This window comes from Micromonospora sp. NPDC049107, assembly GCF_040648595.1.
Lineage (GTDB): Bacteria > Actinomycetota > Actinomycetes > Mycobacteriales > Micromonosporaceae > Micromonospora.
This window is the reverse complement of the sequence record NZ_JBEZEC010000019.1, coordinates 542-26,453: the sequence shown is the minus strand read 5'-3', so window position 1 is coordinate 26,453 and position 25,912 is coordinate 542. Positions and strand designations below refer to the sequence as shown.

The 25,912-nt window shown below is 71.6% G+C and carries 20 protein-coding genes and 1 tRNA gene; 20 read left to right on the top strand and 1 reads right to left on the bottom strand.

The window, feature by feature from the left end; translation table 11 throughout:
- Positions 1 to 4: 4 nt before the first annotated feature.
- The 19 genes from AB0B55_RS31810 to AB0B55_RS31720 all read left to right on the top strand — a co-directional run bounded on the left by AB0B55_RS31810 (position 5) and on the right by AB0B55_RS31720 (position 24,630).
- Positions 5 to 814, top strand: a complete 810-nt coding sequence (locus AB0B55_RS31810) for an ABC transporter permease (protein WP_357133330.1) — start codon at positions 5 to 7, stop codon at positions 812 to 814.
- 65 nt (positions 815 to 879) lie between these two features.
- The gene (locus AB0B55_RS31805) at positions 880 to 2,046 is read left to right on the top strand and encodes a YihY/virulence factor BrkB family protein (RefSeq protein ID WP_357175802.1); all 1,167 of its coding nucleotides are present in this window, start codon (positions 880 to 882) and stop codon (positions 2,044 to 2,046) included.
- Positions 2,047 to 2,385: 339 nt separating this feature from the next.
- Positions 2,386 to 3,564, top strand: coding sequence for an ROK family protein (locus AB0B55_RS31800; RefSeq protein ID WP_355051303.1), 1,179 nt, complete (start codon positions 2,386 to 2,388; stop codon positions 3,562 to 3,564).
- Complete coding sequence (locus AB0B55_RS31795; RefSeq protein ID WP_357133335.1) at positions 3,561 to 5,183, top strand: sugar ABC transporter ATP-binding protein; 1,623 nt, start codon at positions 3,561 to 3,563, stop codon at positions 5,181 to 5,183. The genes AB0B55_RS31800 and AB0B55_RS31795 overlap by 4 nt, the downstream gene beginning before the upstream one ends.
- Positions 5,180 to 6,307 carry an ABC transporter permease gene (locus AB0B55_RS31790; protein ID WP_357175800.1) on the top strand — a complete coding sequence of 376 codons (1,128 nt, stop codon included), beginning with the start codon at positions 5,180 to 5,182 and terminating at the stop codon, positions 6,305 to 6,307. The genes AB0B55_RS31795 and AB0B55_RS31790 overlap by 4 nt, the downstream gene beginning before the upstream one ends.
- Positions 6,308 to 6,405: 98 nt before the next feature.
- Positions 6,406 to 7,458, top strand: a complete 1,053-nt coding sequence (locus AB0B55_RS31785) for a substrate-binding domain-containing protein (RefSeq protein WP_357175797.1) — start codon at positions 6,406 to 6,408, stop codon at positions 7,456 to 7,458.
- 54 nt (positions 7,459 to 7,512) lie between these two features.
- Complete coding sequence (locus tag AB0B55_RS31780; RefSeq protein ID WP_357175794.1) at positions 7,513 to 8,703, top strand: Gfo/Idh/MocA family oxidoreductase; 1,191 nt, start codon at positions 7,513 to 7,515, stop codon at positions 8,701 to 8,703.
- Positions 8,704 to 9,349: 646 nt separating this feature from the next.
- Positions 9,350 to 10,516 carry an inositol-3-phosphate synthase gene (locus AB0B55_RS31775; protein ID WP_357133343.1) on the top strand — a complete coding sequence of 389 codons (1,167 nt, stop codon included), beginning with the start codon at positions 9,350 to 9,352 and terminating at the stop codon, positions 10,514 to 10,516.
- Complete coding sequence (locus AB0B55_RS31770; protein ID WP_357175791.1) at positions 10,500 to 11,363, top strand: SCO3242 family prenyltransferase; 864 nt, start codon at positions 10,500 to 10,502, stop codon at positions 11,361 to 11,363. Before AB0B55_RS31775 ends, AB0B55_RS31770 begins: the two co-directional genes overlap by 17 nt.
- Positions 11,360 to 12,325: a sugar phosphate isomerase/epimerase family protein gene (locus AB0B55_RS31765; protein ID WP_357175789.1), complete on the top strand. Its 966-nt coding sequence runs from the start codon at positions 11,360 to 11,362 to the stop codon at positions 12,323 to 12,325. Before AB0B55_RS31770 ends, AB0B55_RS31765 begins: the two co-directional genes overlap by 4 nt.
- A gap of 20 nt (positions 12,326 to 12,345) precedes the next feature.
- Complete coding sequence (locus AB0B55_RS31760; RefSeq protein WP_357133349.1) at positions 12,346 to 12,954, top strand: EboA domain-containing protein; 609 nt, start codon at positions 12,346 to 12,348, stop codon at positions 12,952 to 12,954.
- Between the two features lies 1 nt (position 12,955).
- Entirely contained in the window at positions 12,956 to 13,813 is an 858-nt protein-coding gene (locus AB0B55_RS31755; protein ID WP_357133351.1) for a TatD family hydrolase, read from the top strand.
- Positions 13,813 to 15,012: a metabolite traffic protein EboE gene (gene eboE, locus AB0B55_RS31750; RefSeq protein ID WP_357175787.1), complete on the top strand. Its 1,200-nt coding sequence runs from the start codon at positions 13,813 to 13,815 to the stop codon at positions 15,010 to 15,012. The genes AB0B55_RS31755 and eboE overlap by 1 nt, the downstream gene beginning before the upstream one ends.
- The gene (locus tag AB0B55_RS31745; RefSeq protein WP_357133355.1) at positions 15,009 to 16,424 is read left to right on the top strand and encodes a nucleotide pyrophosphatase/phosphodiesterase family protein; all 1,416 of its coding nucleotides are present in this window, start codon (positions 15,009 to 15,011) and stop codon (positions 16,422 to 16,424) included. The genes eboE and AB0B55_RS31745 overlap by 4 nt, the downstream gene beginning before the upstream one ends.
- Positions 16,421 to 17,488, top strand: a complete 1,068-nt coding sequence (locus tag AB0B55_RS31740; protein WP_357133357.1) for a polyprenyl synthetase family protein — start codon at positions 16,421 to 16,423, stop codon at positions 17,486 to 17,488. The genes AB0B55_RS31745 and AB0B55_RS31740 overlap by 4 nt, the downstream gene beginning before the upstream one ends.
- A gap of 216 nt (positions 17,489 to 17,704) precedes the next feature.
- Positions 17,705 to 20,560, top strand: coding sequence for a PQQ-dependent sugar dehydrogenase (locus AB0B55_RS31735; protein ID WP_357175784.1), 2,856 nt, complete (start codon positions 17,705 to 17,707; stop codon positions 20,558 to 20,560).
- Between the two features lie 75 nt (positions 20,561 to 20,635).
- Positions 20,636 to 22,750, top strand: a complete 2,115-nt coding sequence (locus AB0B55_RS31730; RefSeq protein WP_357175781.1) for a ThuA domain-containing protein — start codon at positions 20,636 to 20,638, stop codon at positions 22,748 to 22,750.
- A gap of 165 nt (positions 22,751 to 22,915) precedes the next feature.
- A complete protein-coding gene (locus AB0B55_RS31725; protein ID WP_357133363.1) occupies positions 22,916 to 23,410 on the top strand; it encodes an ATP-binding protein in 495 nt (164 codons plus the stop codon).
- Between the two features lie 212 nt (positions 23,411 to 23,622).
- Positions 23,623 to 24,630, top strand: coding sequence for a sugar phosphate isomerase/epimerase family protein (locus tag AB0B55_RS31720; RefSeq protein ID WP_355051319.1), 1,008 nt, complete (start codon positions 23,623 to 23,625; stop codon positions 24,628 to 24,630).
- A gap of 297 nt (positions 24,631 to 24,927) precedes the next feature.
- Here the strand turns inward: AB0B55_RS31720 and AB0B55_RS31715 are convergent, their stop codons facing one another.
- Entirely contained in the window at positions 24,928 to 25,326 is a 399-nt protein-coding gene (locus AB0B55_RS31715; protein WP_355051320.1) for a hypothetical protein, read from the bottom strand.
- A gap of 329 nt (positions 25,327 to 25,655) precedes the next feature.
- Between AB0B55_RS31715 and AB0B55_RS31710 the strand changes: the two genes are divergently transcribed.
- A tRNA-Asn gene (locus AB0B55_RS31710) sits at positions 25,656 to 25,728 on the top strand.
- The last annotated feature ends 184 nt before the right edge of the window (positions 25,729 to 25,912 follow it).

The window sequence follows — 25,912 nt, the reverse complement described above, 5'->3', positions numbered from 1 at the left end:
ACCCGTGGTCACGCTGGTCCTGCCCCGGCTGGTCGACGTCTCCGGCGCGTCCCGCCGGTCGGCGTCGGTGATCGGGCGCAACGTCACGGCCCTGAAGGCGGTCTACTGGCTGCTGTTGCTCTCCGGCTTCGTGGAGCCGCTGCTCTACCTGCTCTCCATCGGCCTGGGGGTGGGGACGCTGGTCGGGGACCTGCCGTTGCCCGACGGACGGCTGGTGTCGTACGCCGAGTTCGTGGCCCCGGCGATGCTGGCCTCCTCCGCGATGACCGGGGCGATCTCGGAGACCACATTCAATCTCTTCGGCAAGATGAAGTACATGAAGCTGTACGACGGGATGATCGCCACCCCGATCCGCCCGTTCGAGATCGCCCTCGGTGAGCTGGGCTGGGCGATGCTGCGCGGCAGTGCGTACTCGGCGGCGTTCCTCGGGGTCATGGTCGCGCTCGACCTGACCACCGTGACCCGGGCCGTCACCGCGCTGCCGGCGGCGGTGCTGGTCGGGTTCGCGTTCGGTGGGCTCGGCATGGCGGTCGCCACCGTCATGCGCAGTTGGCAGGATTTCGACCTGGTGGGGTCGGTCCAGTTCACCCTGTTCTTCTTCTCGGGCACGTTCGTGCCGGCGCAGGCCTACCCGACCCTGCTGCGCTGGCTGGTCGAGGTCACTCCGCTGTACCGGGCGGTGCACCTGCTCCGCGGGCTCACGGTGGGCACCGGTGGCTGGCTCTGGCTGCTCGACGTGCTCTACCTGCTGGGAATGATGGCGGTCGGTCTGCTGGTGGCCTCGCGCCGGATGGGCAGGATGCTCTACAAGTAGGGGGTTATCCAAGGCCGTCGACGGGGCATGTCCGCAGGTGACACCGCCGACGACGAGGAGGGGCGATGGCCTCGGACGAGTCTTCCGCCCAGCGTGAGCGCCAGCACAGCGCCCGTGACGACACCGCCCACGACAGCCCCGTGCACGACAGCACCGCGCACGACAGCACCCCGGGCGGCCGCACGGCGCGCGATCGCAAGCACGGCCGGAGCGAGCATGACCCCCGCACGCGCGCCCGCACCGAGCGGGACCGGGCCAGCGCGCCGGTCGGGGCGGTCGGGCCGGACGCGGGCCCGGACAGCCCCACCGACCTGCCCGGCAGCGGCTGGAAGGCGGCGCTGCGTCGTACGGTCCGCGAATTTCAGGACGACAGCCTGACCGACTGGGCGGCGGCGCTGACCTACTACGGCGTGCTGTCGATCTTCCCCGGGCTGCTGGTGCTGATCTCGATCCTCGGCCTGCTGGGCGCCAGCGCCACCGAGGGTGTCAAGGACACGGTCAACCAGGCGGTGCCGAACGACAGCATCCAGAAGATCATCGAGGAGGCCATCAAGCAGGCGCAGGGCAACGGTGGGCTGGCCAGCGTCGCGGCGATCATCGGTCTGCTGGCGGCCTTCTGGTCGGCGTCGGGCTACATCGCCGCGTTCATGCGCGCCTCGAACACCATCTACGACGTGCCGGAGGGCCGGCCGATCTGGAAGACCCTGCCGATCCGGGTCGGCGTGACGGCGGTGATCGGCGTACTCCTGCTGGTCAGTGCGGTGATCGTGGTCTTCACGGGCCGCCTCGCGGAGGTGGTCGGCGACGCCATCGGCGTGGGCTCGGAGGCGGTCGCGGTGTGGAACGTGGCCAAGTGGCCGGTGCTGCTGCTCCTGGTCAGCCTGATGTTCGCCATCCTCTACTGGGCCTCGCCGAACGCCCGCCACGGCGGGTTCCGCTGGATCAGCCCGGGTGGCGTGCTGGCCGTGGTGATCTGGCTGGTGATCTCGGGTCTGTTCGCCTTCTACGTGGGCAACTTCGGCTCGTACAACAAGACGTACGGGGCGTTGGCCGGCGTGATCATCTTCCTGGTCTGGCTGTGGCTGAGCAACATCGCGATCCTGCTGGGCGCCGAGTTCGACGCGGAGTTGGAGCGCGGTCGGGCGATCTCGGCCGGGCATCCCGTCGACGAAGAGCCGTACGTCGAGCTGCGCGACGACCGCAAGCTCCGCAAGAAGGACCGCACCGCCTGATCGGCACCACATCGCCGACCTGGCGGCATCCCCCGCACCGGATGGCACCACATCGCCGACCTGGAGTGGATCGAGCGCGCACCGACACGAACCCGCCCCGCCAGCACAGACCCGCTGGCGGGGCGGGTTCGTGTCGGTCGATGAAACTGCACGCGAGCGCCTGCGGGCACGCCGTTATCCTTTTCTTGATCCACTTTTAGCTTTTGTTCCTTCGGACAAAAGTTGGGAACGGAACGGCTGAAGCTCTGGACACGCGGCGCGGAGCGCTCCTACTGTGTCGGACACAACACATCGACATTGCGTCGATGTGAACGAGTCCGATGAAGAGGTGAACCGCGCGTGCGGACCGTCGACCCCCTGCACGTCCGGCTGTTGCGGTTACTCCGCGACGAGGGGGCCGTGTCCCGGGCCGAGCTGGGCGACCGGCTCCAGATGCCGCGCCCGCGACTGCTGGCCGAGCTGGACCGGCTGGTCGCGCTCGGGTACGTCGCCGAGGCCGGTTTCGCCGCCTCCCGGGGCGGGCGTCGCTCGACGCTCGTCGAGCTGAACCCGAAGCTGCGCTTCGCCGCCGTCGACCTGGGCGCCAGCTCGATGGACGTCGAGGTGGTCAACGGTCGCCTCGAACCGGTGGCCCACTACGCCGAGCCGGCCGACATCCGCAGCGGCCCGAAGGTCACCCTGCAACGGGTCAACGAGCTGCTGCACAAGGCCCGGGTCGACGGGGCGTACGAGCGGCTGGACGCGGTGGGCATCGGCGTACCCGGGCCGGTCAGCTTCCGCGACGGCGTGCCGGTGTCGCCGCCGATCATGCCGGGCTGGGACCGGTTCCCCGTCCGCGAGCTGCTCAGCCGGGAGCACGCCTGCCCGGCGGTGGTCGACAACGACGTCAACATCATGGCCATCGGGGAACGTCACGGCGGAGTCGCCCACTCGGTGGACGACTTCCTCTTCGTGAAGATCGGCACCGGTGTCGGCTGCGGCATCTACCTCTCCGGCGAGGTCTACCGGGGCACCGACGGCTGCGCCGGGGACATCGGCCACATCCAGGTCGACGCGCACGGTCCGATGTGCTCCTGCGGCAACGCGGGCTGCCTGGAGGCCCTGTTCAGCGGCGCGGCGCTGGCCAAGGACGCGTTCGTCGCGGCCCGCAGCGGAGCGTCGCCGGCCCTGGCCGAGCGGTTGAGCACGCGGGGCACGGTGACCGCGCTGGACGTCGCCGAGGGCGCCGTCGAGGGCGACGTGACCTGCATCCAGTTGATCCGCGACGGCGGACGCCGGGTCGGCGGCGTGCTCGCCGGCCTGGTCAGCTTCACCAACCCGTCGATGATCGTGATCGGCGGCGGGTTGGCCCAGCTCGGGCACATCCTGCTCGCCGAGATCCGCAGTGTGGTCTACCGCCGGTCACTGCCCCTGGCTACCGGCAACCTGCCCGTCGTGCTGTCCGAGTTGGGTGGCCGGGCCGGTGTCGCCGGCGCGGCCGTGCTCGCCAGCGACGTCGCCTTCGGGGAAGCATCATGAGCGAGGAGGAGACCGTGGCCCTGTCCGACGAGACCGCCACCACCGGGTCGGCCGACGCCGACGCCGCCGCGCCGCTGGTCGAAGCTCCGCCCGACACCGTCGCGGGCGAGGTGGTCCTGCGCCTCACCGACGTGGTCAAGACCTTCCCCGGCGTACGCGCCCTGGACGGGGTCCAGCTCGAGGTACGCGCCGGAGAGGTGCACTGCCTGCTGGGGCAGAACGGCGCTGGCAAGTCCACGCTCATCAAGGTGCTGGCCGGCGTGCACCAGCCGGATTCCGGGCTGGTGGAGTGGCGCGGCGAACCGGTCACCTTCGCCAACCCGCAGGCCGCCATGAAGTCCGGCATCGCCACCATCTACCAGGAACTCGACCTCGTCGAAGACCTCTCGGTCGCGGAGAACGCGTTCCTCGGGCACGAGTACCGCAGTTTCGGCTTCGTCCGGCGCGGCCGGATGGCCCGGCACACCCGGCAGATCCTCAGCCGGCTCGGGCACGGCGAGATCCCGCCCGGTCGGATGGTCCGCTCCCTGCCGGCGGCCGGCAAGCAGATCGTCAGCATGGCGCGGGCGCTGTCGCACGAGGCGCGACTGATCATCATGGACGAGCCGAGCGCGGTGCTGGCCCACGACGAGGTCGGCAACCTGTTCCGGATCATCCGCGAGCTGACCGCGCAGGGCATCGCCGTCATCTATATCTCCCACCGCATGGAGGAGATCCGCGAGATCGGCGACCGGGTCACCGTACTCAAGGACGGCCGGACCACGGCGGCGAACCTGCCGGCGCGCGACACCCCGACCCGCGACCTGGTCAGCCGGATGACCGGCCGGACCATCGAGTACGTCTTCCCGGACCGGCCGACCGACGACACCGCCGGCAACGAGCTGCTCCAGGTCGAGGGGTTGACCCGCACCGGCGAGTTCGCCGACGTGTCGCTGAACGTGCGGGCCGGAGAGATCGTCGGCATCGCCGGTCTGGTCGGCTCCGGCCGCTCCGAGCTGCTGGAGACGATCTACGGCGCCCGGCTGGCGGAGGCCGGCACGGTGCGGATGGACGGCAAGGCGCTGCGCCCCGGCGTCGGGGCGGCGGTACGGGCCGGCATGGGCATGGCCCCGGAGGAGCGCAAGAGTCAGGCGCTGCTGTTGGGCGAGCCGATCTACCGCAACGTCACGCTGGCCACCTTCGGCCGGTACGCGCGGCTCGGCTTCACCAACGCGGCGGCGGAACGCGCCGAGGCGGACCGGATCGCCGAGACCCTGGAGCTGCGTCCCCGGGACGTCGACCGGCCGGTACGCACCCTGTCCGGCGGCAACCAGCAGAAGGTCGTGGTCGGCCGGTGGTTGCTCGGCGGCACCAAGCTGCTGCTGCTCGACGAGCCCACCCGGGGTGTGGACGTGGGCGCTCGGGCCGAGCTGTACCAGGTCATCCGCTCACTGGCCGCGCAGGGCGTCGGCGTGCTGCTGGTCTCCAGCGAGGTACCCGAGGTGCTGGGCCTGGCCGACCGGGTGCTGGTGATGCGCGAAGGCCGGGTCGTCCGCGAGGCCGCGGCCGGCGAACTTGACGAGAACACTGTGCTTGACCTCGTGATGGCGGGGTCCTTGATGGAAGGCGCACCGGCATGAGCGACGCGACTCCCACACCCACCGCGACACCGGAGCGCCCGCAGCTTCCGGCCCAGTCGCCGCCGGTGGACCCGGCGGAGACGGCGGTGGCCAGCGAAAAGACGGCCTCCACCGGCAAGCTCTCCTGGTGGCGGGGCGACGGCGGCGACGGTGCGAAGCGCAACCTCGGCCTGATCGGCGTGCTGGCCGCGCTCGTCGTGGTCGGCGCGATCACCAAGCCGGACCTGTACGGCGACCCGACCTGGGTCTGGAACAACGTCCTGGCGATCCTCCAACTCGCCTCGGTCGTCGGCGTGGTCACGGTCGGCATGACCTTCGTGATCATCGGCGGTGGCATCGACCTGTCGGTGGGAGCGATCGTCGCGCTGGCCGGGGTCTGGTGCACCACGGTGGCCACCCAGAGCTATGGCGCCGGCGGCATGATCTTCACCGCCCTCGTGGTGGGCATCTGCGTCGGCCTGGTCAACGGCGTCCTCATCTCGTACGGCCGGTTGGTGCCCTTCATCGCGACCCTCGCGATGCTGGTGGCCGCGCGCGGCCTGGCGGCCTCGATCTCCAACAAGCAGACGCAGGTGTCGAGCAGCACGTTCATCAACGACATCGCCGCCCGCAAGATCATCGGTGTCCCGATCCTGGTCTACATCCTCGGCGCGGTCGTGCTGGCCGGATGGGTCCTGCTCAACCGGACGACCTTCGGCCGGCGGACCATCGCCGTCGGCGGTAACCCGGAGGCGGCCCGACTGGCCGGCATCAACGTCCGCCGGCACACGATGCTGCTCTACGCGCTCTCCGGTCTGTGCTGCGGCATCGCGGCCATCATGCTCACCTCGCAGGCCACCTCGGCGCAGGCGGCGATGGCCAACCTGTACGAGTTGGACGCGATCGCCGCCGCGATCATCGGCGGGACGCTGCTCAGCGGTGGTCGGGGCACGATCGTCGGCTCGCTGCTCGGCGTCATCATCTTCGCCACGATCACGAACCTCTTCGCCATCAACGGCCTCTCCATCGAGGCGCAGAACATGGTCAAGGGCGGCATTATCGTCGCCGCCGTCCTGATCCAGCAGTTCAAGTTCAAGTCAGTCACCCGGCTCCTCGCGCGGAACAGGGTCACCACCACAACCTGACGCACCGCACCGTTGTCCTGGCGACGTCGAGATCTTCGACGGTGGCCGGACCTCGCACACCCTCACCCAGATGAAAACCCGCTCCCAGGAGGTCGTTCATGACCCAGAACAGTCGCGACCTGTCGCGCCGCCGGTTGCTCTTCGGTGGTGCCGCGGTTGGCGCCGCCACCCTGCTGACCGCCTGCACCAGTAACGAGACCCCGGCCGCCAGCACGCAGACCAAGGCCGCCGGCAACGCCGAGGGCAACAACGCTCCGGGCAAGAAGGTCGTCATCGGCTTCTCGGCCCCGGCCGCCGACCACGGCTGGATGGGCGCGATCCACGCCAACGCCAAGGCGCAGGCCGCGGCGTACTCGGACGTGGAGTTCAAGGAGGTCGACGGCGGGTCGAACTCGGAGGCCCAGCGCTCCACGCTCGGCACCCTGATCGCCCAGAAGCCGGACATCATCGTCGTGCTGCCGCACGACGGCAAGGAGGTCAACGCCGTTGCCCTCCAGGCCATGCAGGCCGGCATCCCGATCGTCAACCTCGACCGGGCGTTCCCCGACGCGCTGGCCTCGCGGCTGGTGATCAAGGGTGACAACTACGGCATGGGCGTCTCCGCCGGCCACTTCATCGGCAAGATGCTCAAGGACAAGGGCGTCGCCAACCCGGTCATCGGTGAGATCGCCGGCCTGGAGATCCCGCTGACGGTCGAGCGCAGCGAGGGCTTCAAGGCCGCCCTGGCGACCTACGGGTTCAAGGTGAGCAACCGGCGTTCGGCCGAGTTCACCTCGGACAGCGGCCAGCGCGAGGCGGCCCAGCTCCTCCAGGCGCTGCCGAAGATCGACGCGATCTGGAACCACGACGACGACCAGGGCATCGGTGTGCTCGCGGCCGTCAAGCAGGCCAACCGGTCGGAGTTCTTCATGGTCGGCGGCGCGGGCTCCAAGCTCGCGATCGACGCGATCAAGGCCGACAACTCGGTGCTCAAGGCGACGGTCACCTACAACCCGTCGATGGCGTCCTCGGCGATCTCGCTCGCGCGGCTCATCGCGCAGGGCCGGGGCCTGGGCGACCTGACGGAGCTGCAGGTGCCCAAGGAAGTGACCCTCGCCTCCGAGACGATCACCAAGGAGAACGCGAGCAGCTACGACAAGCTCGGGTTCTGACATACCGGGGGGAGACCCACCTTGTCCACGACAGACAGAGAACTGCGGATCGGCATGGTCGGTTACGCGTTCATGGGCGCCGCGCACTCACAGGCGTGGCGCACCGTGAACCGCGTGTACGACCTGCCGGCGCGGGCCCGGATGGCGCTGGTCTGCGGCCGGGACACCACAGCGGTGTCCGAGGCCGCCGACCGGCTCGGCTGGGACGCGTACACGACCGACTGGCGTGACCTCGTCAACCGGGACGACATCGACGTTGTCGATGTCTGCACCCCGGGCGACAGTCACGCCGAGATCGCCCTCGCCGCGTTGGCCGCCGGCAAGCACGTGCTGTGCGAGAAGCCGCTGGCCAACACGGTGGCCGAGGCACGGGCGATGACCGCCGCGGCGGACACCGCACGCGCCGCCGGAGTGCGGTCGATGTGCGGGTTCAACTACCGCCGGGTCCCCGCGGTCACGATGATGCGCCAGATGGTCGCCGAGGGACGACTCGGGGTGATCCGTCACGTCCGAGCGTCGTACCTGCAGGACTGGATCGTGGATCCGCAGTTCCCGCTGGTCTGGCGGTTGCAGAAGGACAGGGCGGGCTCCGGCGCGCTCGGTGACATCGGTGCGCACATCATCGACCTGACGCAGTTCGTCGTCGGCCAGCAGATCACCGGCGTCAGCGCGATCACCGAGACGTTCGTCAAGGAGCGGCCGTTGCCGGCCGAGTCGAGCGGGCTGGCGGCCACCGTCGACGGCGAGTCGGTCGACGGCAGCGGTCCGGCCACCGGTCCGGTCACCGTCGACGACGCCGCGGTCTTCGTGGCCCGGCTCGACGGCGGCGCCCTGGCCACGTACGAGGCGAGCCGGTTCGCCACGGGCCGCAAGAACGCCCTGCGTGTCGAGATCAACGGCTCGCTGGGCAGCGTGGTCTTCGACCTGGAGCGGCTCAACGAGTTGGAGTTCTACGACGCCACCCGGCCGACGCTGGAGCAGGGCTTCAGCCGGATCCTGGTGACCGAGGGCGACCACCCGTACATGTCGGCGTGGTGGCCTCCGGGTCACATCATCGGCTACGAGCACTCCTTCACCCACCAGATGCGCGATCTCATCGAGGCGATCGCCACCGGCACCGACCCGGCGCCCTCGTTCGCCGACGCGTTGCAGGTCCAGCTCGTGCTGGACGCGGTGACCCGTTCGGCGGAGACCGGTTCCTCGTGGACCGACGTGGAACCGGCGCTGACCGTGGTCGCCGTCTGACCCCTGACCATCCGCGACGGCGGTGCTCGCGCCGCCGTCGCCCGACCGGCTTTCCGGAGCCGACCGGCGAGGGACCGGCCGCGGTTTGCGCCCCGCGGCCGGGACGAGGTCGGCTCCGGAGAGTGTGCAGCCGGGCCCTAACGGCCCGGTGGCGCACGGATAGGACGGTCGTCCGGTGCGACCGGACCGGGATTCCCCGGCCGCACCGGAGGACCGCCACCACCACCCCCGGCGATCCGGAGGACCCGATGACATCGCCCGCCGCTGCCCCCACCCGTACCACTTCCGCCTGCCACCGCACGGCGGACCGCACCCCGGTCGAGGATCCGGTGGGCGCGGCAACCTGAGACGTCCGGTCGGGGCATGCCAACGCCCCGGCCGGCGGATGCGGGGGAGGCAGGGTCGAGACGCCGACCGACCCTGCCTGCCAGCCCCGTCTGCCCGTACCCGTGCCGAGATCCGGTCCGTCGTCGTCGCCGCCGACGCCGACGCCGGGCCGGCGTCGTACCGGTACGGGTCGGGCGGGCGGGGCCCATCCATCCGGCCCGAAACTTTTCCGAAACCGGGCCGTATCTTTCCGAAACATATTCTGATATTCCTATATTTAGCGGTACCGACGGTTCCTCGGAAATGGGGAAGGAGCACCATGCGAACAGGTGTCTGGCTGGTAGGGGCGCGCGGTTCCGTCGCGACCACCAGCATCGTCGGGGGGCTCGCGCTGCGAGCCGGCCTGGCCGGGCCCACCGGCTGTGTGACCGAGCTGCCCGACCTGCGCGGTCCCGCCCTGCCGTCCTTCGCGGACCTGGTCTTCGGCGGGCACGACGTGGCCACCACCCCGCTGTGCAAGCGCGCCGAAGCGCTCGCCGACGCCGGTGTCATTCCCGGGCGGCTGGTCGCCGCGCTCCGCGACGAGTTGGGCGTGGTCGAGCAGGAGTTGCGCCCCGCGCCGGTCGGCGACACCCAGGCCGACCGGGCCGCGGCCGTGGTCCGCGACCTGACCAGCTTCCGGGAGCGCCACGAGCTGGACCGGGTGGTCGTGGTCAACGTCTCCGCCACCGAGGCCGTGCCCCGACCGCACCCCGGGCACGCCGACCCGGCCGCGTTGCGCGCCGCCCTCGACGGTCCCGACGAGGTGCTCCCGCCCAGCTCGCTGTACGCGTACGCGGCGCTGCTGGCCGGCTGCCCCTACGTCGACTTCACGCCGTCCACCGGCCTGCGGCTGCCGGCGCTGGCCGCGCTGGCGCAGGAGCGCCGGCTGCCGTACGCCGGGCACGACGGCAAGACCGGCGAGACCCTGGTCAAGTCGGTACTCGCGCCGATGTTCGCGATGCGCAACCTCGCCGTCCGCTCCTGGTCGGGGATGAACCTGCTCGGCGGCGGCGACGGCGCCACCCTCGCCGACCCGGCCGCCAACGCGGCCAAGGTGCAGAGCAAGCAACGCGTGCTCGGCGAGACGCTCGGCTACGTGCCGCAGGGCAACACCCGCATCGAGTACGTCGAGGAGCTGGGCGACTTCAAGACCGCCTGGGATCTGATCACGTTCGCCGGCTTCCTCGGCACCGGCATGCGGATGGAGTTCACCTGGCACGGCTGCGACTCGGCGCTGGCCGCGCCGCTGGTGCTCGACCTGGCCCGCCTCACCGCCGCCGCGCACGCCGCCGGGCACGTCGGGCCGCTGGCCGACCTCGGCTTCTTCTTCAAGGACCCGCTCGGCACGCCGACCCACTCGCTGGCCGAGCAGTGGGCCCGGCTGACCGGCTTCGCCCAGCGACTGCACGCCGGCCCGGACGGTGGCCATGACCACGCTGGCTGACCTGGCCGAGCTGGTCCGCGCGCCGGCCGCGCTCTCGGTCCCCGGGGACGTCGTGGCCGGCGCGGCGGCGGCCGGTGCGCTGAGCCCACGTACTCCCGCCCTGGCGGGCGCGTCGGTGCTGCTCTACTGGGCCGGCATGGCCGCCAACGACTGGTCCGACCGGCGGCTCGACGCCGTCGAACGCCCCGAGCGGCCGATCCCCAGCGGCCGGGTCACCCCGAACGCCGCGCTGGGTCTCGCCGCCGGCCTCACCGCCGCCGGCGTGGGCCTGGCCGCCGCCGTGGGCGGTCGCCGCGCCGCCGCGCTCGCGGTGCCGCTGGCCGCCAGCATCTGGGGGTACGACCTGCTGGCCAAGAACACCGCCGCCGGCCCCGCCGTGATGGCCGCCTGCCGAGGGCTGGACGTGCTGCTGGGCGCATCCGGCGGCCGGCTGGCGCGGGCGCTGCCCTCGGCGGCCACCGTGGCGGCGCACACCTGGACGGTCACCGCGCTGTCCCGTCGCGAGGTCAGCGGCGCGGACGCCGCCCTGCCGATGCGTACCCTGGCCGGCACCGCCGTGGTCGCCGCGAGCGCCGCCGTCGCCGTACCCCGGCGCGCTGGGATCGCCGCCGCGCTGCCCGCCGTGCTGGCCGGGTGGTACGCCGCCCGCTACGGCGCGGCCCAGGTGCAGGTGGTCCGGGATCCGTCGGCCGGGAAGGTCCGCGCGGCGGTGGGCGCCGGGATCACCGGCCTGCCCGCCCTCCAGGGAGCGCTCACCGCCCGTGGCGGCGCGGGCCTGCTCGGGCTGGCCGTCGCGGCGGCCGCGCCACTGGGCCGCCGGCTGGCCCGGAAGGTCTCCCCGACATGACCGTGCCCCAGTCGCGCCGGGCCCGGCTCGACACCGCCCAGCCGGACATCGCGCAGGCCGATGCGGTCCGGGCCGACGCGACGACGGTGCGCCTCGGGTACGGCACGAACGGCTTCGCCAACCACCGGCTCGACGACGCGCTCGCCGTCATCGCCGATCTCGGCTACGAGGGGGTGGCGCTCACCCTGGACCACGATCATCTGGACCCGTTCGCGCCCGGCCTCACCCGCCGGATCGCCGCGGTGGGCCGCCGGCTGTCCGAGCTGGGTCTCGCAGTGGTGATCGAGACCGGGGCCCGCTACCTGTTGGACCCGTGGCACAAGCACGCCCCGACGCTGCTGCACGACGACCCCACCCGGCGGATCGAGTTCCTGCGCCGGGCGGTACGGATCGGCGCCGACCTGGGCGCGGAGGCCGTCTCGTTCTGGGCCGGCGTACGGCCGGAGGCGGTGTCGCCGCAGTGCGCCTGGGACCGGCTCGTGTCCGGCTGCGCCACCGTGGTCGACGCCGCCGACAGCGCGGGCGTGACCCTCGGCTTCGAACCGGAACCGGGGATGCTGGTGCAGGACATCGCCGACTGGCGTCGTCTGCACGCGGCGCTCGGCGCCCCGGCCCGCCTCGGCATCACCCTCGACATCGGCCACTGCCGCTGCCTGGAGCCTCAGCCGGTGCCGCAGTGCGTCGCCGAGGTCGCCGAGCACCTGGTCAACGTGCAGATCGACGACATGCGCCGGGGCGTGCACGAGCACCTGGAGTTCGGCGCCGGCGAGATCGACTTCCCGCCGGTGCTGGCCGCCCTGGCCGCTGCCGGCTACCGCGGCCTGGTCGCGGTGGAGCTACCCCGCGACTCGCACGCCGCACCCGCCGTGGCCGCCCGGTCGATCGAGTTCCTACGCGCCGCCGCACCGGCCGGCCGTACGGGAGACGAGGTGCCCACAGGCACACCTGGGGTGCCGGCGTAGCAGCAAGGGGAGGAGACGGAATGACACCGGATTCACTGCGGGCCGCGCTGCGGGGCGTACCCGATCCCGACTGGCTGGACACGGCGCTGCGCCGGGTCGCGGCCGAGCCCACCGCGATCGCCCGGCTGTTTCCGGCCGCCGGCCGGCGCTGCGGTCGGGCCGCGCTGCCGGACGCACCCGGCTGGACCGCCGACGACGCGGCCCGGGTGCTGCTGCTCACCAGCCTGCCCGGCGAGCACGCCGCGTACGCCGAGAGCCTCTACCGGCACGGCGACGCCGCCGAACGGCGGGCCGTGCTGCGGGCTCTGCCGCTGCTGCCGATCGGCGCCGAGGCGGTGCCGCTGCTGCACGACGCGATCCGGACCAACGACACCCGGCTGGTCGCCGCCGCGCTCGGCCCGTACGCCCGGCACCTCGACGCGGCCGCCTGGCGGCAGGCGGTGCTCAAGTGCGTGTTCAGCGGAGTGCCCCTCGTCGCGGTGGCCGACCTGGACGGCCGGGCCGACGGCGAGCTGGCCGCAATGCTCGCCGCGCTCGCCGCCGAACGGCACGCCGCCGGCCGGGACCTGCCCGCCGACGCCACCGACCTGCTCCACCGGCTCACCGCCGCACTGCCCCGGGAGGCGTGACATGCGCATCTTCGACCCGCACATCCACATGACCTCGCGCACCACCGACGACTACGAACGGATGGCCGGCGCTGGCGTCCTCGCGGTGGTCGAGCCGGCGTTCTGGCTGGGCCAGCCGCGCACCAGCGCCGCGTCGTTCGTCGACTACTTCGACTCGCTGATCGGCTGGGAGCCGTTCCGGGCCGGGCAGTTCGGGGTGCGCCACTTCGCCACCATCGCGCTCAACCCGAAGGAGGCCAACGACCCGCGCTGCCGCCCGGTGCTCGACCTGTTGCCCCGCTACCTGGACAAGGACGCGGTCGTGGCGGTCGGCGAGATCGGGTACGACTCGATGACCCCCGAGGAGGACGAGGCGTTCGCCGCGCAACTCGCCCTCGCCGTGGCGTACGACCTGCCGGCGCTGGTGCACACCCCGCACCGGGACAAGGCCCGGGGCTGCGAACGCACCCTCGCCGTGGTCGCCGAGTCCGGCATCGACGCGGGTCGCGTGGTGGTCGACCACCTCAACGAGGTGACCGTCAAGCTCGTCAAGGACAGCGGCTGCTGGCTGGGCTTCTCCATCTACCCGGACACCAAGATGACCCCGTCGCGGATGGTCGAGTTGCTGCGTGAGTACGGCACCGAGCGGATGCTGGTCAACTCGGCCGCCGACTGGGGACGATCCGATCCGCTGCTGACCCGGGCCACCGGCGAGGCGATGCGTGCGGCCGGCTTCAGCGACGACGACGTCGACAAGGTGCTGTGGCGCAACCCGGTGGAGTTCTACGGGCAGTCGGGTCGGCTCGACCTCGGCGACGTGGAGGCGCCCGCCGCCGTGGACCCGCAGACCGGCAACTCGATCCTGCGCGGTGGTAGCTGATGCGGCTGCGACATTCCGGCGGCGAGACGGTCCACCTCGGCTACTGCACCAACGTGCACCCCGCCGAGGACCTGGCCGGCATCCTCGCCCAACTGGACACCTACGCCGTGCCGGTGCGTCAGGCGCTCGGCAGCGACCTGCTCGGGCTCGGCCTGTGGCTGGCCGCCCCGGTCGCCGCCGAACTGGCCGCCGACCCGGCGCCGCGCCGCCGGCTCCGCGCCGAACTGGACGCGCGCGGTCTGGAGGTGGTCACCCTCAACGGCTTCCCGTACGCGGCCTTCCAGGCCCCCGTCGTGAAGCAGGACGTGTACCACCCGGACTGGACCACCGAGCAACGACTGACGTACACCCTGGATCTGGCCCGGGTGCTCGCCGACCTGCTGCCCGACGACGCGGCCCGGGGCTCGATCTCCACCCTGCCGTTGGCCTGGCGGCGGCCGTGGAGCACCGACCTGGCCGACGCCGCCCGGCGGCGGCTCGATGCGCTCGCGGCCGGCCTGGCCGACGTGCAGCGGGACACCGGCCGTGAGGTGCGGGTGGCGTTCGAGCCGGAGCCCGGTTGCGTGGTGGAGAGCACCGGGCAGGCCGCCGCGCTGCTGTCCGGCATGGACACCGACCGGATGGGGGTCTGCCTCGATCTCGCGCACCTGGCCTGCGCGTGGGAGGAGCCGGCGGCGGCGCTGGACCGGCTGCGGGCGGCCGGACTGCCCGTGGTGAAGGTGCAGGTCTCCGCCGCCGTCGAGGCGGCTGACCCGGCCGGTGGGGCCGACGCGCTGCGCCGCTGGGTGGAGCCGCGCTTCCTGCACCAGACCCGCAGCGCCGGCTGCGCGGGCGTGGCCGACCCGGCCGACGAGGCGTACGCCGCAGACGATCTCGACGAGGCCCTGGACCGGGAGCTTCCCGGCCCGTGGCGGGTGCACTACCACGTGCCCCTGCACGCCCCGCCCGAGGAACCGCTCGGCTCGACCCTGCCGGTTCTCCGCGCGGCCCTGAGAGCGCTCTTCGAGGGGCCGGTCGCCGGCTGCGACCACCTCGACGTCGAGACGTACACCTGGGGTGTCCTGCCGGCCGCACGGCGGCCCGGCACCGACGCGGAGCTGGCCGCCGGCATCGCCGCCGAGTTGGCCTTCGCCCGCGACGAACTGGTCGGCCTCGGGCTGACCGCAGACCGAACCGTGAGCATGGAGGTGACGCGATGAGCCGGCGACTGGTGGTCCTCGACGTGGTGGGGTTGACCCCGCGACTGCTGAAGCACATGCCCCGACTGCGCGGCGTCGCCGACGGTGGCTTCCGGGCCGAGCTGGGCACGGTACTGCCGGCGGTGACCTGCTCGGTGCAGTCCACGTTCCTCACCGGCGAGCAGCCCAGCGGGCACGGCATCGTCGGCAACGGGTGGTACTTCCGGGAGCTGGGCGAGGTGCTGCTGTGGCGGCAGCACAACGCGCTGGTCGGTGGGGACAAGCTCTGGCACGCGGCCCGCCGGGCCGAGCCGGGCTACACCGTCGCAAACGTCTGCTGGTGGTACGCCATGGGCGCCGACGTGAACTGGACCGTCACGCCCCGCCCGGTCTACTACGCCGACGGCCGCAAGGAGCCGGACTGCTACACCGACCCGCCGGAGCTGCACGACGCGCTGACCGGGCGGCTCGGCACCTTCCCGCTGTTCACCTACTGGGGGCCGACGGCCGCGCTGCCGTCGTCGAAGTGGATCTGCCAGGCGGCCGAGCAGATCCTGGCCGACGTGTCACCCGATCTGACCCTGGTCTACGTGCCCCACCTGGACTACGACCTGCAACGGTACGGCCCCTCGTCGCCGCAGGCCGCCACGGCGGCGGCCGAGCTGGACGCCGTTCTCGGGCCGCTGCTGGACGCCGCCCGCGCCCGGGACGCCACCGTCGTGGTGCTGTCGGAGTACGGCATCACCGACGTGTCCCGGCCGGTCGACGTCAACCGGCTGCTGCGCAGTGAGGGTTTGCTGCGGGTGCACACCCAGGCCGGTATGGAGTACCTCGACCCCTGGACGTCGAAGGCGTTCGCCGTCGCCGACCACCAGATCGCGCACGTCTACGTCAAGGACCCGGCCGACGTGCCGGCGGTGGCGAAGCTCTGCGCCGGACTGCCCGGGGTGGCCGAGGTGCTCGACGCCGACGGCAAGGCCGCGCACGGGCTGGACCACCCGCGCGCCGGGGAACTGGTGCTGGTGGCCGAGCCGGACTCCTGGTTCACCTACTACTACTGGCTCGACGACGCCAACGCGCCCGATTTCGCCCGGCTGGTCGAGATCCACCGCAAGCCCGGGTACGACCCCGCCGAGCTGTTCTTCGACCCGGCCAATCCCGGTGCCGCCAAGGCCCGCGCCGGCGTGGCGCTGGCCCGCAAGAAGCTCGGCATGCGCTACCTGATGAGCGCCGTCGGCCTGGACGCCGGCGCGCGGGCGATCCGCGGCTCGCACGGGCGGCTTCCCACCGACCCGGCGGACGCCCCGGTGCTGCTCTGCTCCGACGCGTCCGCGGCCCGGGACCGGATCGCCGCCACCGAGGTCAAGGGCTTGTTACTGGAGCTGGCCGGGTTAAGCGCCGCTGGTGCGCAGGGTCCGGGAGATCGGACGTGACCGTCACCGTCGCGCCCACCGACACCAGCGGTCTGCGGGCGCGCTTCGACGCGGAGCTGGCCGCCTTCCTCGACCGGCAGGGGCCGGACTGGCCCGACGGCGCGCCCCGGGGGGTGTTCACCGCGCTGCAACGGTTCGTGCTGGCCGGGGGGAAGCGGCTGCGCCCCCTGTTCTGCTACTGGGGCTGGCGCGGCGCCGGGGCGGCCGACGCCACCCCGATCGTGGTGGCCGCGGCGGCGTTGGAGCTGTTCCACGCGTTCGCGCTGATCCACGACGACATCCTGGACGGCAGCGACCGCCGCCGGGGTGAGCCGTCGGTGCACCGGCTCTTCGCCGACCTGCACGCCCGGTCGTCGTGGCGCGGCGACCCGGAGGCGTACGGGCGCAACACCGCCCTGCTCTGCGGCGACCTCTGCGCGGCCTGGTCGGATCAGATGTTCCACGAGTGTGGGCTCGGGACCGAGCAGGTGCACCGGGGGTACGCGGTGTTCGCGCTGATGCGTACCGAGGTGATCGCGGGGGAGTACCTGGACCTGGTGTCCGGCGTGGGCGACGGCTCGGTCGCCAGCGCGCTCACCGTGATACGGATGAAGGCGGCCCGGTACACGGTCACCCGGCCGTTGCAGATCGGCGCGGCGCTCGCCGGTGGGGGACCGGAGCTGATCGCCGCTCTCGGCGAGTTCGGCGACCCGTTGGGGGACGCGTTCCAGCTCCGCGACGACGTGTTGGGCGTCTTCGGTGATCCGGCGGTCACCGGCAAGTCGATCCTGGACGACCTGCGCGAGGGCAAGCCGACGGTGATGATGGCGCTGGCCCGCAGCTCTGCGGACCGGTCGCAGACCGCGCGGCTGAAGGAGCTGTTCGGCAACCCCACGCTGGACGCCGACGGCGCGGCGGAGCTGCGCGAGATCATCCAGGCCACCGGCGCGCGGGACCGGATCGAGCAGATGATCCGCGTCCGCACCGAGGCCGCGCTGACCGCGTTGCGGAGCGCGGCGGTGAACGAGGAGGCCCGGGCCGCGCTTGTCGCGTTGGCCGCGCAGGCCATCGACCGCCGCGCCTGACCGGCCGACTTTCGATCAAATCGACGAAAGTTCATGCCGGTTCACCGGAAGGTATGGACACATCGACACTTGCGACTTAGTGTCGGGGCCAACACGACAATGTTTCGTCGAGGTGAACCGGCGGCGCGGTAACCCATCGACCCCACCACCCGCTACGGCATCCGGCGCGACGGCGCGCGCCCCGCCCTGGCCTCTCGTCAGGAAGGGACAGCACAGATGTCCATGAAGGACAGACCCAACCAACGGTCCCGACGATGGTTCTCCGCCGGATCGGCCCTGCTCCTCGTGGCCGCGGCCGGCACGGTCACCCTCACGGCCAGCGCGACACCGGCCCAGGCGCACACCATCAACGCCAGCGACTTCCAGCAGGTCGAACTCGCCCGCGGCGTAACCGACATGGGCGAGCCGATGTCGCTGGCCGTCCTGCCGGACCGTTCGGTCCTGCACACCGCCCGCAACGGCACCCTGCGCCGCACCGACGCGAACGGCACCACCTCGGTGATCGGCACCCTGTCGGTCTACAACCACGACGAGGAGGGCCTACAGGGCGTCGGCGTCGACCCGAACTTCGCCAGCAACCGGCAGATCTTCCTCTACTACGCGCCGCCGCTGTCCACCCCCGCCGGCGACGCCCCGGCGACCGGCACCGACTTCTCGGCCTGGCAGGGAGTGAACCGCCTCTCCCGGTTCACCCTCAACAGCGACTTCACCGTCAACCAGGCCAGCAAGGTCGACGTCCTCGACGTACCGGCCGATCGCGGCCTGTGCTGCCACGTCGGTGGTGACATCGACTTCGACGCCGCCGGCAACCTCTACCTGTCCACCGGCGACGACACCAACCCGTTCGAGTCCGCCGGCTACTCGCCGCTGGACGAGCGGACCAACCGCAACCCGGCGTACGACGCGCAGCGCAGCGCCGGCAACACCAACGACCTGCGGGGCAAGATCCTGCGGATCAAGGTGAACACCAACGGGACCTACTCCATCCCGTCGGGCAACCTGTTCGCGCCCGGCACCGCCAAGACGCGGCCGGAGATCTACGCGATGGGGTTCCGCAACCCGTTCCGGATCAGCGTCGACAAGGGAACCGGGGTCGTCTACGTCGGCGACTACGGGCCGGACGCGGGCTCCACCAGCTCCACCCGTGGCCCGTCCGGCCAGGTGGAGTTCAACCGGGTCGCGGCTCCGGGCAACTACGGCTGGCCGTACTGCACCGGCACCAACACCAGCACCGAGACGTACAACGAGTGGGACTTCGCCACCAACGCCAGCGGCGCGAAGTACAACTGCACCGGCGGGCCGACCAACAACTCGTTCCGCAACACCGGCCTGACCACCCTGCCGCCGGCCCAGCCGGCCTGGATCCGGTACGCCGGTGACGCCGGCACCCCGACCGAGTTCGGCGGCGGCTCCGAGTCGCCGATGGGCGGCCCGGTCTACCGGTACAACGCCTCGTCGACCTCCACCACGAAGTTCCCGCAGTCCTTCGACGGGCAGTTCTTCGCCACCGAGTTCGGCCGCGGCTGGATCAAGCCCATCCACGTCAACTCCGACGGCTCCCGGGGCACCATCGACACGTTCCCGTGGGTCGGCAAGCAGGTGATGGACTCGGCCTTCGGCCCGGATGGCTCGTACTACGTGCTCGACTACGGCACCGGCTACTTCAACGGTGACGCCAACTCGGCGCTGTACCGCTTCGACTACGTCGCCGGTGGCAACCGCGCGCCCAGCGCCGCGGCGAGCGCCAACAAGACGTCCGGCGCTGCCCCGCTGGCCGTGACGTTCTCCTCGGCCGGCTCGTCCGACCCCGAGGGCGGGACGCTCACCTACTCGTGGAGCTTCGGCGACGGCACCACCTCCACGGCGGCGAACCCGACGAAGACCTACAGCACCAACGGCACGTACACGGCGACGCTGACCGTACGGGACCCGCAGGGCGCCACCGGCAGCGCCAGCGTGCAGATCAACGTCGGCAACACCGCGCCCACGGTGACCATCAACAACCCCGGCAACGGGCAGCTTTTCAGCTTCGGTGACACCGTGCCGTACAGCATCACGGTGACCGACCCCGAGGACGGCACGATCGACTGCACCAAGGTCAAGATGACCTATGTGCTCGGTCACGACCAGCACGGGCACCAGATCACCTCGAAGAACGGCTGCTCCGGCTCGATCACCATCCCGGTCGACGGCGAGCACGACGACGCGGCGAACATCTTCGCCATCTTCGACGCCGAGTACACCGACGCCGGTGGCCTGACCACGCACACCCAGCACACCCTGCCGCCGCGGCACCGCCAGGCCGAGTTCTTCGGCAGCTCCTCCGGGATCAACGTGTTCAGCAAGACCCCGGCCGAGGGCGGCAAGACCGTCGGTGACATCAACAACGGCGACTGGATCGCGTTCCAGCCGTACCGGCTCGGCAACGTCACCTCGTTCACCGCCCGGGTCTCCTCGGCGGGCAGCGGCGGCACCCTCCAGGTGCGGGCCGGCTCGGCCACCGGCACGGTCCTCGGCTCCGCGACCGTACCGGTGACCGGCGGCTGGGAGACGTTCACCACCGTCACGGGGGCGATCACCAACCCGCCGACCGGCACCACCACGCTCTACCTGACCTTCGCGGGTACGGGCACCGGCGCGCTCTACGACCTGGACGCGTTCACCTTCGTCACCGGCTCGGCCCCGACCGGTGGGACCGGCCCGATCACGGGCCTGGGCGGCAAGTGCCTGGACGTACGCAGCGCCGCCACCGCCGACGGCACGCAGATCCAGATCTACACCTGCAACGGCAGCGCGGCCCAGACCTGGGCGGTCACGCCGAACTCCACCATCAAGTCGTTGGGCAAGTGTCTCGACGTCTCCGGTGCCGGAACCGCCGACGGCACCAAGATCCAGCTCTACACCTGCAACGGCACCGGGGCGCAGAACTGGGCCGCGCAGGCCGACGGCACGCTGCGCAACGTGGCGTCCGGCAAGTGCCTGAACGTCTCCGGAAGCAGCTCCGCGGACAGCACCGTGGTGAACCTCTGGACCTGCACCGCCGCCGCGAACCAAAAGTGGACCCTGCCCTGAGTTGAAAGGAAGGGCCCCTTGTTACCGCCTAGTGTTGTACAAGGGGCCCCTCCTAACAGGTTTTAGGAGAGCGACATGCGCAGACTCCTGCGATCCGCGGTCGGCCTGAGCGCCGCCGTCCTCGCCGTCATCGCCTGCACCACCCCGGCCACCCCGGCCAGCGCCGCCGACGCCCCGTACGACGTGCTGGTCTTCTCCAAGACCGCCGGCTTCCGGCACGACGCGATCCCGGTCGGCATCCAGACCATCCGTGACCTGGGCGCGGCCAACAACTTCACGGTCACCGCCACCGAGGACGCCGCCGCGTTCACCACCAGCAACCTCGCCCAGTACGAGGCGGTCGTCTTTCTCAACACCACCGGCGACGTGCTCAACGCCACCCAGCAGACCGCCTTCGAGTCGTACATCGGCTCGGGCCGCGGGTACGTGGGTGTGCACGCCGCCGCCGACACCGAGTACGACTGGCCGTTCTACGGCAACCTGGTCGGCGCGTGGTTCGCCTCGCACCCGGCCATCCAACAGGCCAACGTCAAGGTGGAGGACCGGGGGCACGCCGCGACCGGGCACCTGCCGCAGACCTGGACCCGCACCGACGAGTGGTACAACTACCGCACCAACGCCCGGTCCACCGCGCACGTGCTCGCCACGCTGGACGAGTCGTCGTACTCCGGCGGCGGGATGGGCGCCGATCACCCGCACTCCTGGTGCAAGAGCTACAGCGGGGGCCGCTCCTTCTACACCGGAAGCGGGCACACCCAGGCGTCGTACGCCGAGCCGGCGTTCCGCAACCACCTGCTCGGCGGCATCCGGTACGCGGCCGGCCGGAGCAAGGCCGACTGCCGGCCCGAGACCGGCTACACCCCGCTCTACAACGGCTCCACCACCGGCTGGTCGCAGGCCGGGCCGGGCAACTTCACCAACTCCGACGCCACCCTCACCTCGGTCGGCGGCATGGGCCTGTACTGGTACAGCGCGAAGCAGTTCACCAACTACTCGCTGAAGCTGGACTGGAAGCTGGCCGGCGACGACAACTCCGGCATCTTCATCGGCTTCCCGCCGTCGAGTAGCCCGCAGTCGGCGATCGACAACGGCTACGAGGTCCAGATCGACGCCACCGACGCGGTCGACCGCACCACCGGCGCGGTCTACACGTACAAGGCCGCCGACATCGCCGCCCGGGACGCGGCGCTGAACGCGCCGGGGGAGTGGAACACCTACGAGCTGCTGGTCGAGGGGGAGCGGTTGCAGGTCTTCCTCAACGGAGTGAAGATCAACGACTTCACCAACACCGATCCGGTACGGTCGCTGGCCGGCCACATCGGCATCCAGAACCACGGTACGGGCGACGACGCCTACTTCCGCAACATCCGGATCAAGGAGCTGGGCGGCAGCAACCCGCCGACCGGCAACACCACGGTCCAGGCGGAGGCGTTCAGCTCGGCCAACGGCGTCAGCGCGTTCACCAAGGCCGGCGCCAACGGCGGGCAGACGCTCGGCTACATCGAACCGGGCGACTGGGCCGCGTACAACGGCGTGGACCTGACCGGCGTCACCTCGTTCACCTCCCGGGTCGTCTCGGGTGGCACGGGCGGCACCATCGGAGTCCGTACCGGCTCGGCCACCGGGCCGCTGCTGGGCACGGTCACGGTGCCGAACACCGGTAGCTGGAGCACGTACGCCAACGTCACCACGACGCTGTCGAACGTCCCGTCCGGCGCCCAGAACCTGTACCTCACGTTCAACGGCAGCGGCACCGGCCTCTTCGACGTGGACGACTTCACCCTCGTCAAGGGCACCGGCGGCGGTTCCGGCGTCGGGCCGGTCAAGGGGCTCGCCGGCAAGTGCCTGGACGTCCGCAGCGGCGCCACCGCCGACGGTACCCAGATCCAGATCTACACCTGCAACGGCAGTACGGCGCAGACCTGGACCGTGACGCCGAACTCGACCATCAAGGCGCTCGGCAAGTGCCTCGACGTCTCCGGCGGTGGCACCGCCGACGGCACCAAGATCCAGCTCTGGACCTGCAACGGCAGCGGCGCGCAGAACTGGGCGGCCCAGTCCGACGGCAGCCTGCGCAACACGTCCTCGAGCAAGTGCCTCGACGTGTCCGGCAACAACTCCGCCGACAGCACCGTCGTCCACCTCTGGACCTGCAACGGCGCGGCCAACCAGAAGTGGACCCTGCCCTGACCCACCGAGCCCGCTGGGGCCGTCGGACATGACCGGCGGCCCCGGCGTACCACCCGATGACGCCGCCGGCGCGGCGGTACCTCACCGCCGCCGCGCCGACGGCGTCCCGCGCGTCGGACCGATGCCGCGGATCGACTGCCAGTCGGCTGCCGTACCTTGACCGGCATGGGGCGTTACGCGCGATGGCGCCGGATGGTCCAGGCGCAGGGACGCCGGCTGCACAACGCGCTGCGCCCGGCCGACGAGCCCGACCCGCTGACCGGGCCGGCGCCCAGCCTGAACCGCCTCGATGCCCTGGTGGAGGGCTTCGCCGCAGGCCAGCCCGTGCGCTGGAGCCTGGCCGGGGCGCCCCGGCCACTGCCCGAGCCGGTGGACGTGGCGGCGTACCGGGTCATCGAAGAGGCCCTGACCAACGCGTGCCGGCACGCGCCGGGCGCGGCCGTCGCGGTCCGCCTGCGCTACGACGACGAGGGCATCACCATCGAGGTACGCGACGACGGCGCGCCAGCGGTGCGCAGCCCGGCGCGGGTCGGTGGCGGCCTGGTCGCGGTACGCCGCCGGGTCGAGCGGGTCGGCGGCACCCTGAGCGCCGGCCCGAACCCGGGCGGTGGCTTCACCGTCCGGGCGGTCCTGCCGGCCCCCGAAGAAATGGCCGGGTGACGATCCGGGGCTTTCGCGATGCGCCCGGCGGAAATAGGGTGGGGGCGGCGACCGTGACGGTTGCCGGTGGCCCGGTGGGAGGCGCAACCCGCCGGGTTCAGGTGCGCTCGGCACCCACCGGCGTTCCGCCCCGATGCCACGTACCGATCTGACCGGTCACCCTCGCCCCGGTCCGCACAACGGAATCCCCATCACATCAGGGGAGAAGGACAATGGCGCGACCCATCACGCTCTTCACCGGCCAGTGGGCCGACCTGCCGTTCGAAGAGGTCTGCCGGCTCGCCTCCGAGTGGGGCTACGACGGTCTGGAGATCGCCTGCTGGGGCGACCACTTCGAGGTCGACAAGGCGCTCGCCGACGACTCGTACATCGAGCGCAAGAAGGAGACCCTGGCCAAGCACAACCTCCAGGTCTTCACGATCTCCAACCACCTGGTCGGTCAGGCGGTCTGCGACCACCCGATCGACGAGCGGCACCAGGACATCCTGCCCGGCCGCATCTGGGGTGACGGGGAGCCCGAGGGCGTACGCCAGCGGGCCGCCGAGGAGATCAAGGACACCGCGCGGGCGGCGGCGAAGCTCGGTGTGAACACCGTCGTCGGCTTCACCGGCTCGTCCATCTGGCACACCCTCGCGATGTTCCCGCCGGTGCCGCCGGCGATGATCGAGCGCGGCTACCAGGACTTCGCCGACCGGTGGAACCCGATCCTCGACGTCTTCGACGAGGTGGGCGTGCGGTTCGCGCACGAGGTGCACCCCAGCGAGATCGCGTACGACTACTGGACGACGAAGCGGACGCTTGAGGCGATCGGCAACCGGCCCGCGTTCGGGCTCAACTGGGACCCGTCGCACTTCGTCTGGCAGGAGCTGGACCCGGTGAACTTCATCTTCGACTTCGCCGACCGCATCTACCACGTCGACTGCAAGGACGCGAAGGTGCGTACCGGCGACGGCCGTCGCGGCCGGCTCGCCTCGCACCTGCCCTGGGCCGACCTGCGCCGCGGCTGGGACTTCGTCTCCACCGGCCACGGCGACGTGCCCTGGGAGGACTGCTTCCGGGCGTTGAACGCGATCGGCTACGACGGCCCGATCTCGGTCGAGTGGGAGGACGCCGGCATGGACCGCCTGGTCGGTGCCCCCGAGGCGCTGCAGTTCGTCCGCCGGCTCGCCTTCGACGCGCCGAGCGCCGCCTTCGACGCCGCGTTCAGCAGCAAGGACTGACGAGCCACCGCCCGGCCCGACGACCACCGCCGGGCCGGGCCGGGTTCGTCTGGCCTGGTGGCCTGGTGGCCTGGTGGCCTGGTGGCCTGGTGGCCTGGTGGCCCGGTGCCCCGGTGCCCCGGTGCCGGCGGCTAGGTGGTCTGGTGGCGGGGCAGCTAGGTGGCTCGGTTAGCGGGTGGCTAGGTGGTCCGGCGGCCGGATGGCTCAGTCGCCCGGTGGCTGGTCGGCCGGAGCACGGTCTGGACAGACCACGGGCCGGTCGCCTCGCGGCGGCCGGCCCGTCGACGTACGGGTGGGTCAGAGCGTGCTTGCGTTGGTGCCCGAGCCGGACGGCTTGGTGCGGGGGGTGGTGGCCGACGGCGACCCGGAGGTCGTGCCGACCGGGCTGCTGCCCGCCTTGGCGCCCACGGTGGCGGGCGTGCCAGCGAACGCGTCGTCGGCGGCGGTCAGCTCCTGCTTGCCGGTGCTGCCGTTGCCCAGCTTCTCGCCCAGCTTGGTCTGGCCGAGCTTGTCCTTGCCCTCGCTGTAGAGCCGGTTGGCCTGGGCCTGCGCGACCCCGGCCGCCTCCTGGACGGTCGGGTGGTCGAGCACCTTGCGGCCCCGGACCACGAGCTCTTCGTACTTCTCCCGGCCGGCACGGGCGCCCAGGACGAATCCCGCAGCCAGCCCGCCAAGAAACATGATCTTTCCGCGCATGGCGGCTCCTTCCGTACCTGACGCGCCGTCGCCCCGTCGGGTCGCCCCGCCGGACGCGACCAATTCGCGCCTGCGTCCTCTGTCCGCAGCTAACTACCCATCCTGCTCTCCGCTCAAGCCTGCTTGTGCCCGGATGGCGATTTGCCCTGATTGTGAACGCCCTCCCAGCCCTGACCTGCGAATCTGGATCATGGTGGGTTACGGGCGGGCTGCGGGTGTGCTGTGGGTGTGCTGCGGGTGGAACCCACTGGACCACCACCCGGGGATGTCCTGTACTCTTGTCCCCGTCGCACGGTGCCGGCGAGATCCGGTCACCAAGCGGTGCACGATCCCCTGTAGCTCAATTGGCAGAGCAGCCGGCTGTTAACCGGCAGGTTATTGGTTCGAGTCCAATCGGGGGAGCTTCTCCACCCAACGCCCGTCGGCCCACGCCGACGGGCGTTCCCGTATCCACATCCTCCCAGCCCCTCAACCGTCCCCGGCCCTCCCGGTCCCCGGCCCTCCCGGTCCCCGGCCCTCCCGGTCCCCGGCCCTCCCGGTCCCCGGCCCTCCCGGTCCCCGGCCCTCCCGGTCCCCGGCCCTCCCG

Coding starts and splice junctions, on each gene's coding strand:
- AB0B55_RS31805 (WP_357175802.1), top strand. CDS start 880: ATGGCCTCGGACGAGTCTTCCGCCCAGCGTGAGCGCCAGCACAGCGCC.
- AB0B55_RS31795 (WP_357133335.1), top strand. CDS start 3,561: ATGAGCGAGGAGGAGACCGTGGCCCTGTCCGACGAGACCGCCACCACC.
- AB0B55_RS31790 (WP_357175800.1), top strand. CDS start 5,180: ATGAGCGACGCGACTCCCACACCCACCGCGACACCGGAGCGCCCGCAG.
- AB0B55_RS31785 (WP_357175797.1), top strand. CDS start 6,406: ATGACCCAGAACAGTCGCGACCTGTCGCGCCGCCGGTTGCTCTTCGGT.
- AB0B55_RS31780 (WP_357175794.1), top strand. CDS start 7,513: ATGGTCGGTTACGCGTTCATGGGCGCCGCGCACTCACAGGCGTGGCGC.
- AB0B55_RS31775 (WP_357133343.1), top strand. CDS start 9,350: ATGCGAACAGGTGTCTGGCTGGTAGGGGCGCGCGGTTCCGTCGCGACC.
- AB0B55_RS31770 (WP_357175791.1), top strand. CDS start 10,500: ATGACCACGCTGGCTGACCTGGCCGAGCTGGTCCGCGCGCCGGCCGCG.
- AB0B55_RS31765 (WP_357175789.1), top strand. CDS start 11,360: ATGACCGTGCCCCAGTCGCGCCGGGCCCGGCTCGACACCGCCCAGCCG.
- AB0B55_RS31760 (WP_357133349.1), top strand. CDS start 12,346: ATGACACCGGATTCACTGCGGGCCGCGCTGCGGGGCGTACCCGATCCC.
- AB0B55_RS31755 (WP_357133351.1), top strand. CDS start 12,956: ATGCGCATCTTCGACCCGCACATCCACATGACCTCGCGCACCACCGAC.
- eboE (WP_357175787.1), top strand. CDS start 13,813: ATGCGGCTGCGACATTCCGGCGGCGAGACGGTCCACCTCGGCTACTGC.
- AB0B55_RS31745 (WP_357133355.1), top strand. CDS start 15,009: ATGAGCCGGCGACTGGTGGTCCTCGACGTGGTGGGGTTGACCCCGCGA.
- AB0B55_RS31735 (WP_357175784.1), top strand. CDS start 17,705: ATGTCCATGAAGGACAGACCCAACCAACGGTCCCGACGATGGTTCTCC.
- AB0B55_RS31730 (WP_357175781.1), top strand. CDS start 20,636: ATGCGCAGACTCCTGCGATCCGCGGTCGGCCTGAGCGCCGCCGTCCTC.
- AB0B55_RS31725 (WP_357133363.1), top strand. CDS start 22,916: ATGGGGCGTTACGCGCGATGGCGCCGGATGGTCCAGGCGCAGGGACGC.
- AB0B55_RS31720 (WP_355051319.1), top strand. CDS start 23,623: ATGGCGCGACCCATCACGCTCTTCACCGGCCAGTGGGCCGACCTGCCG.
- AB0B55_RS31715 (WP_355051320.1), bottom strand. CDS start 25,326: ATGCGCGGAAAGATCATGTTTCTTGGCGGGCTGGCTGCGGGATTCGTC.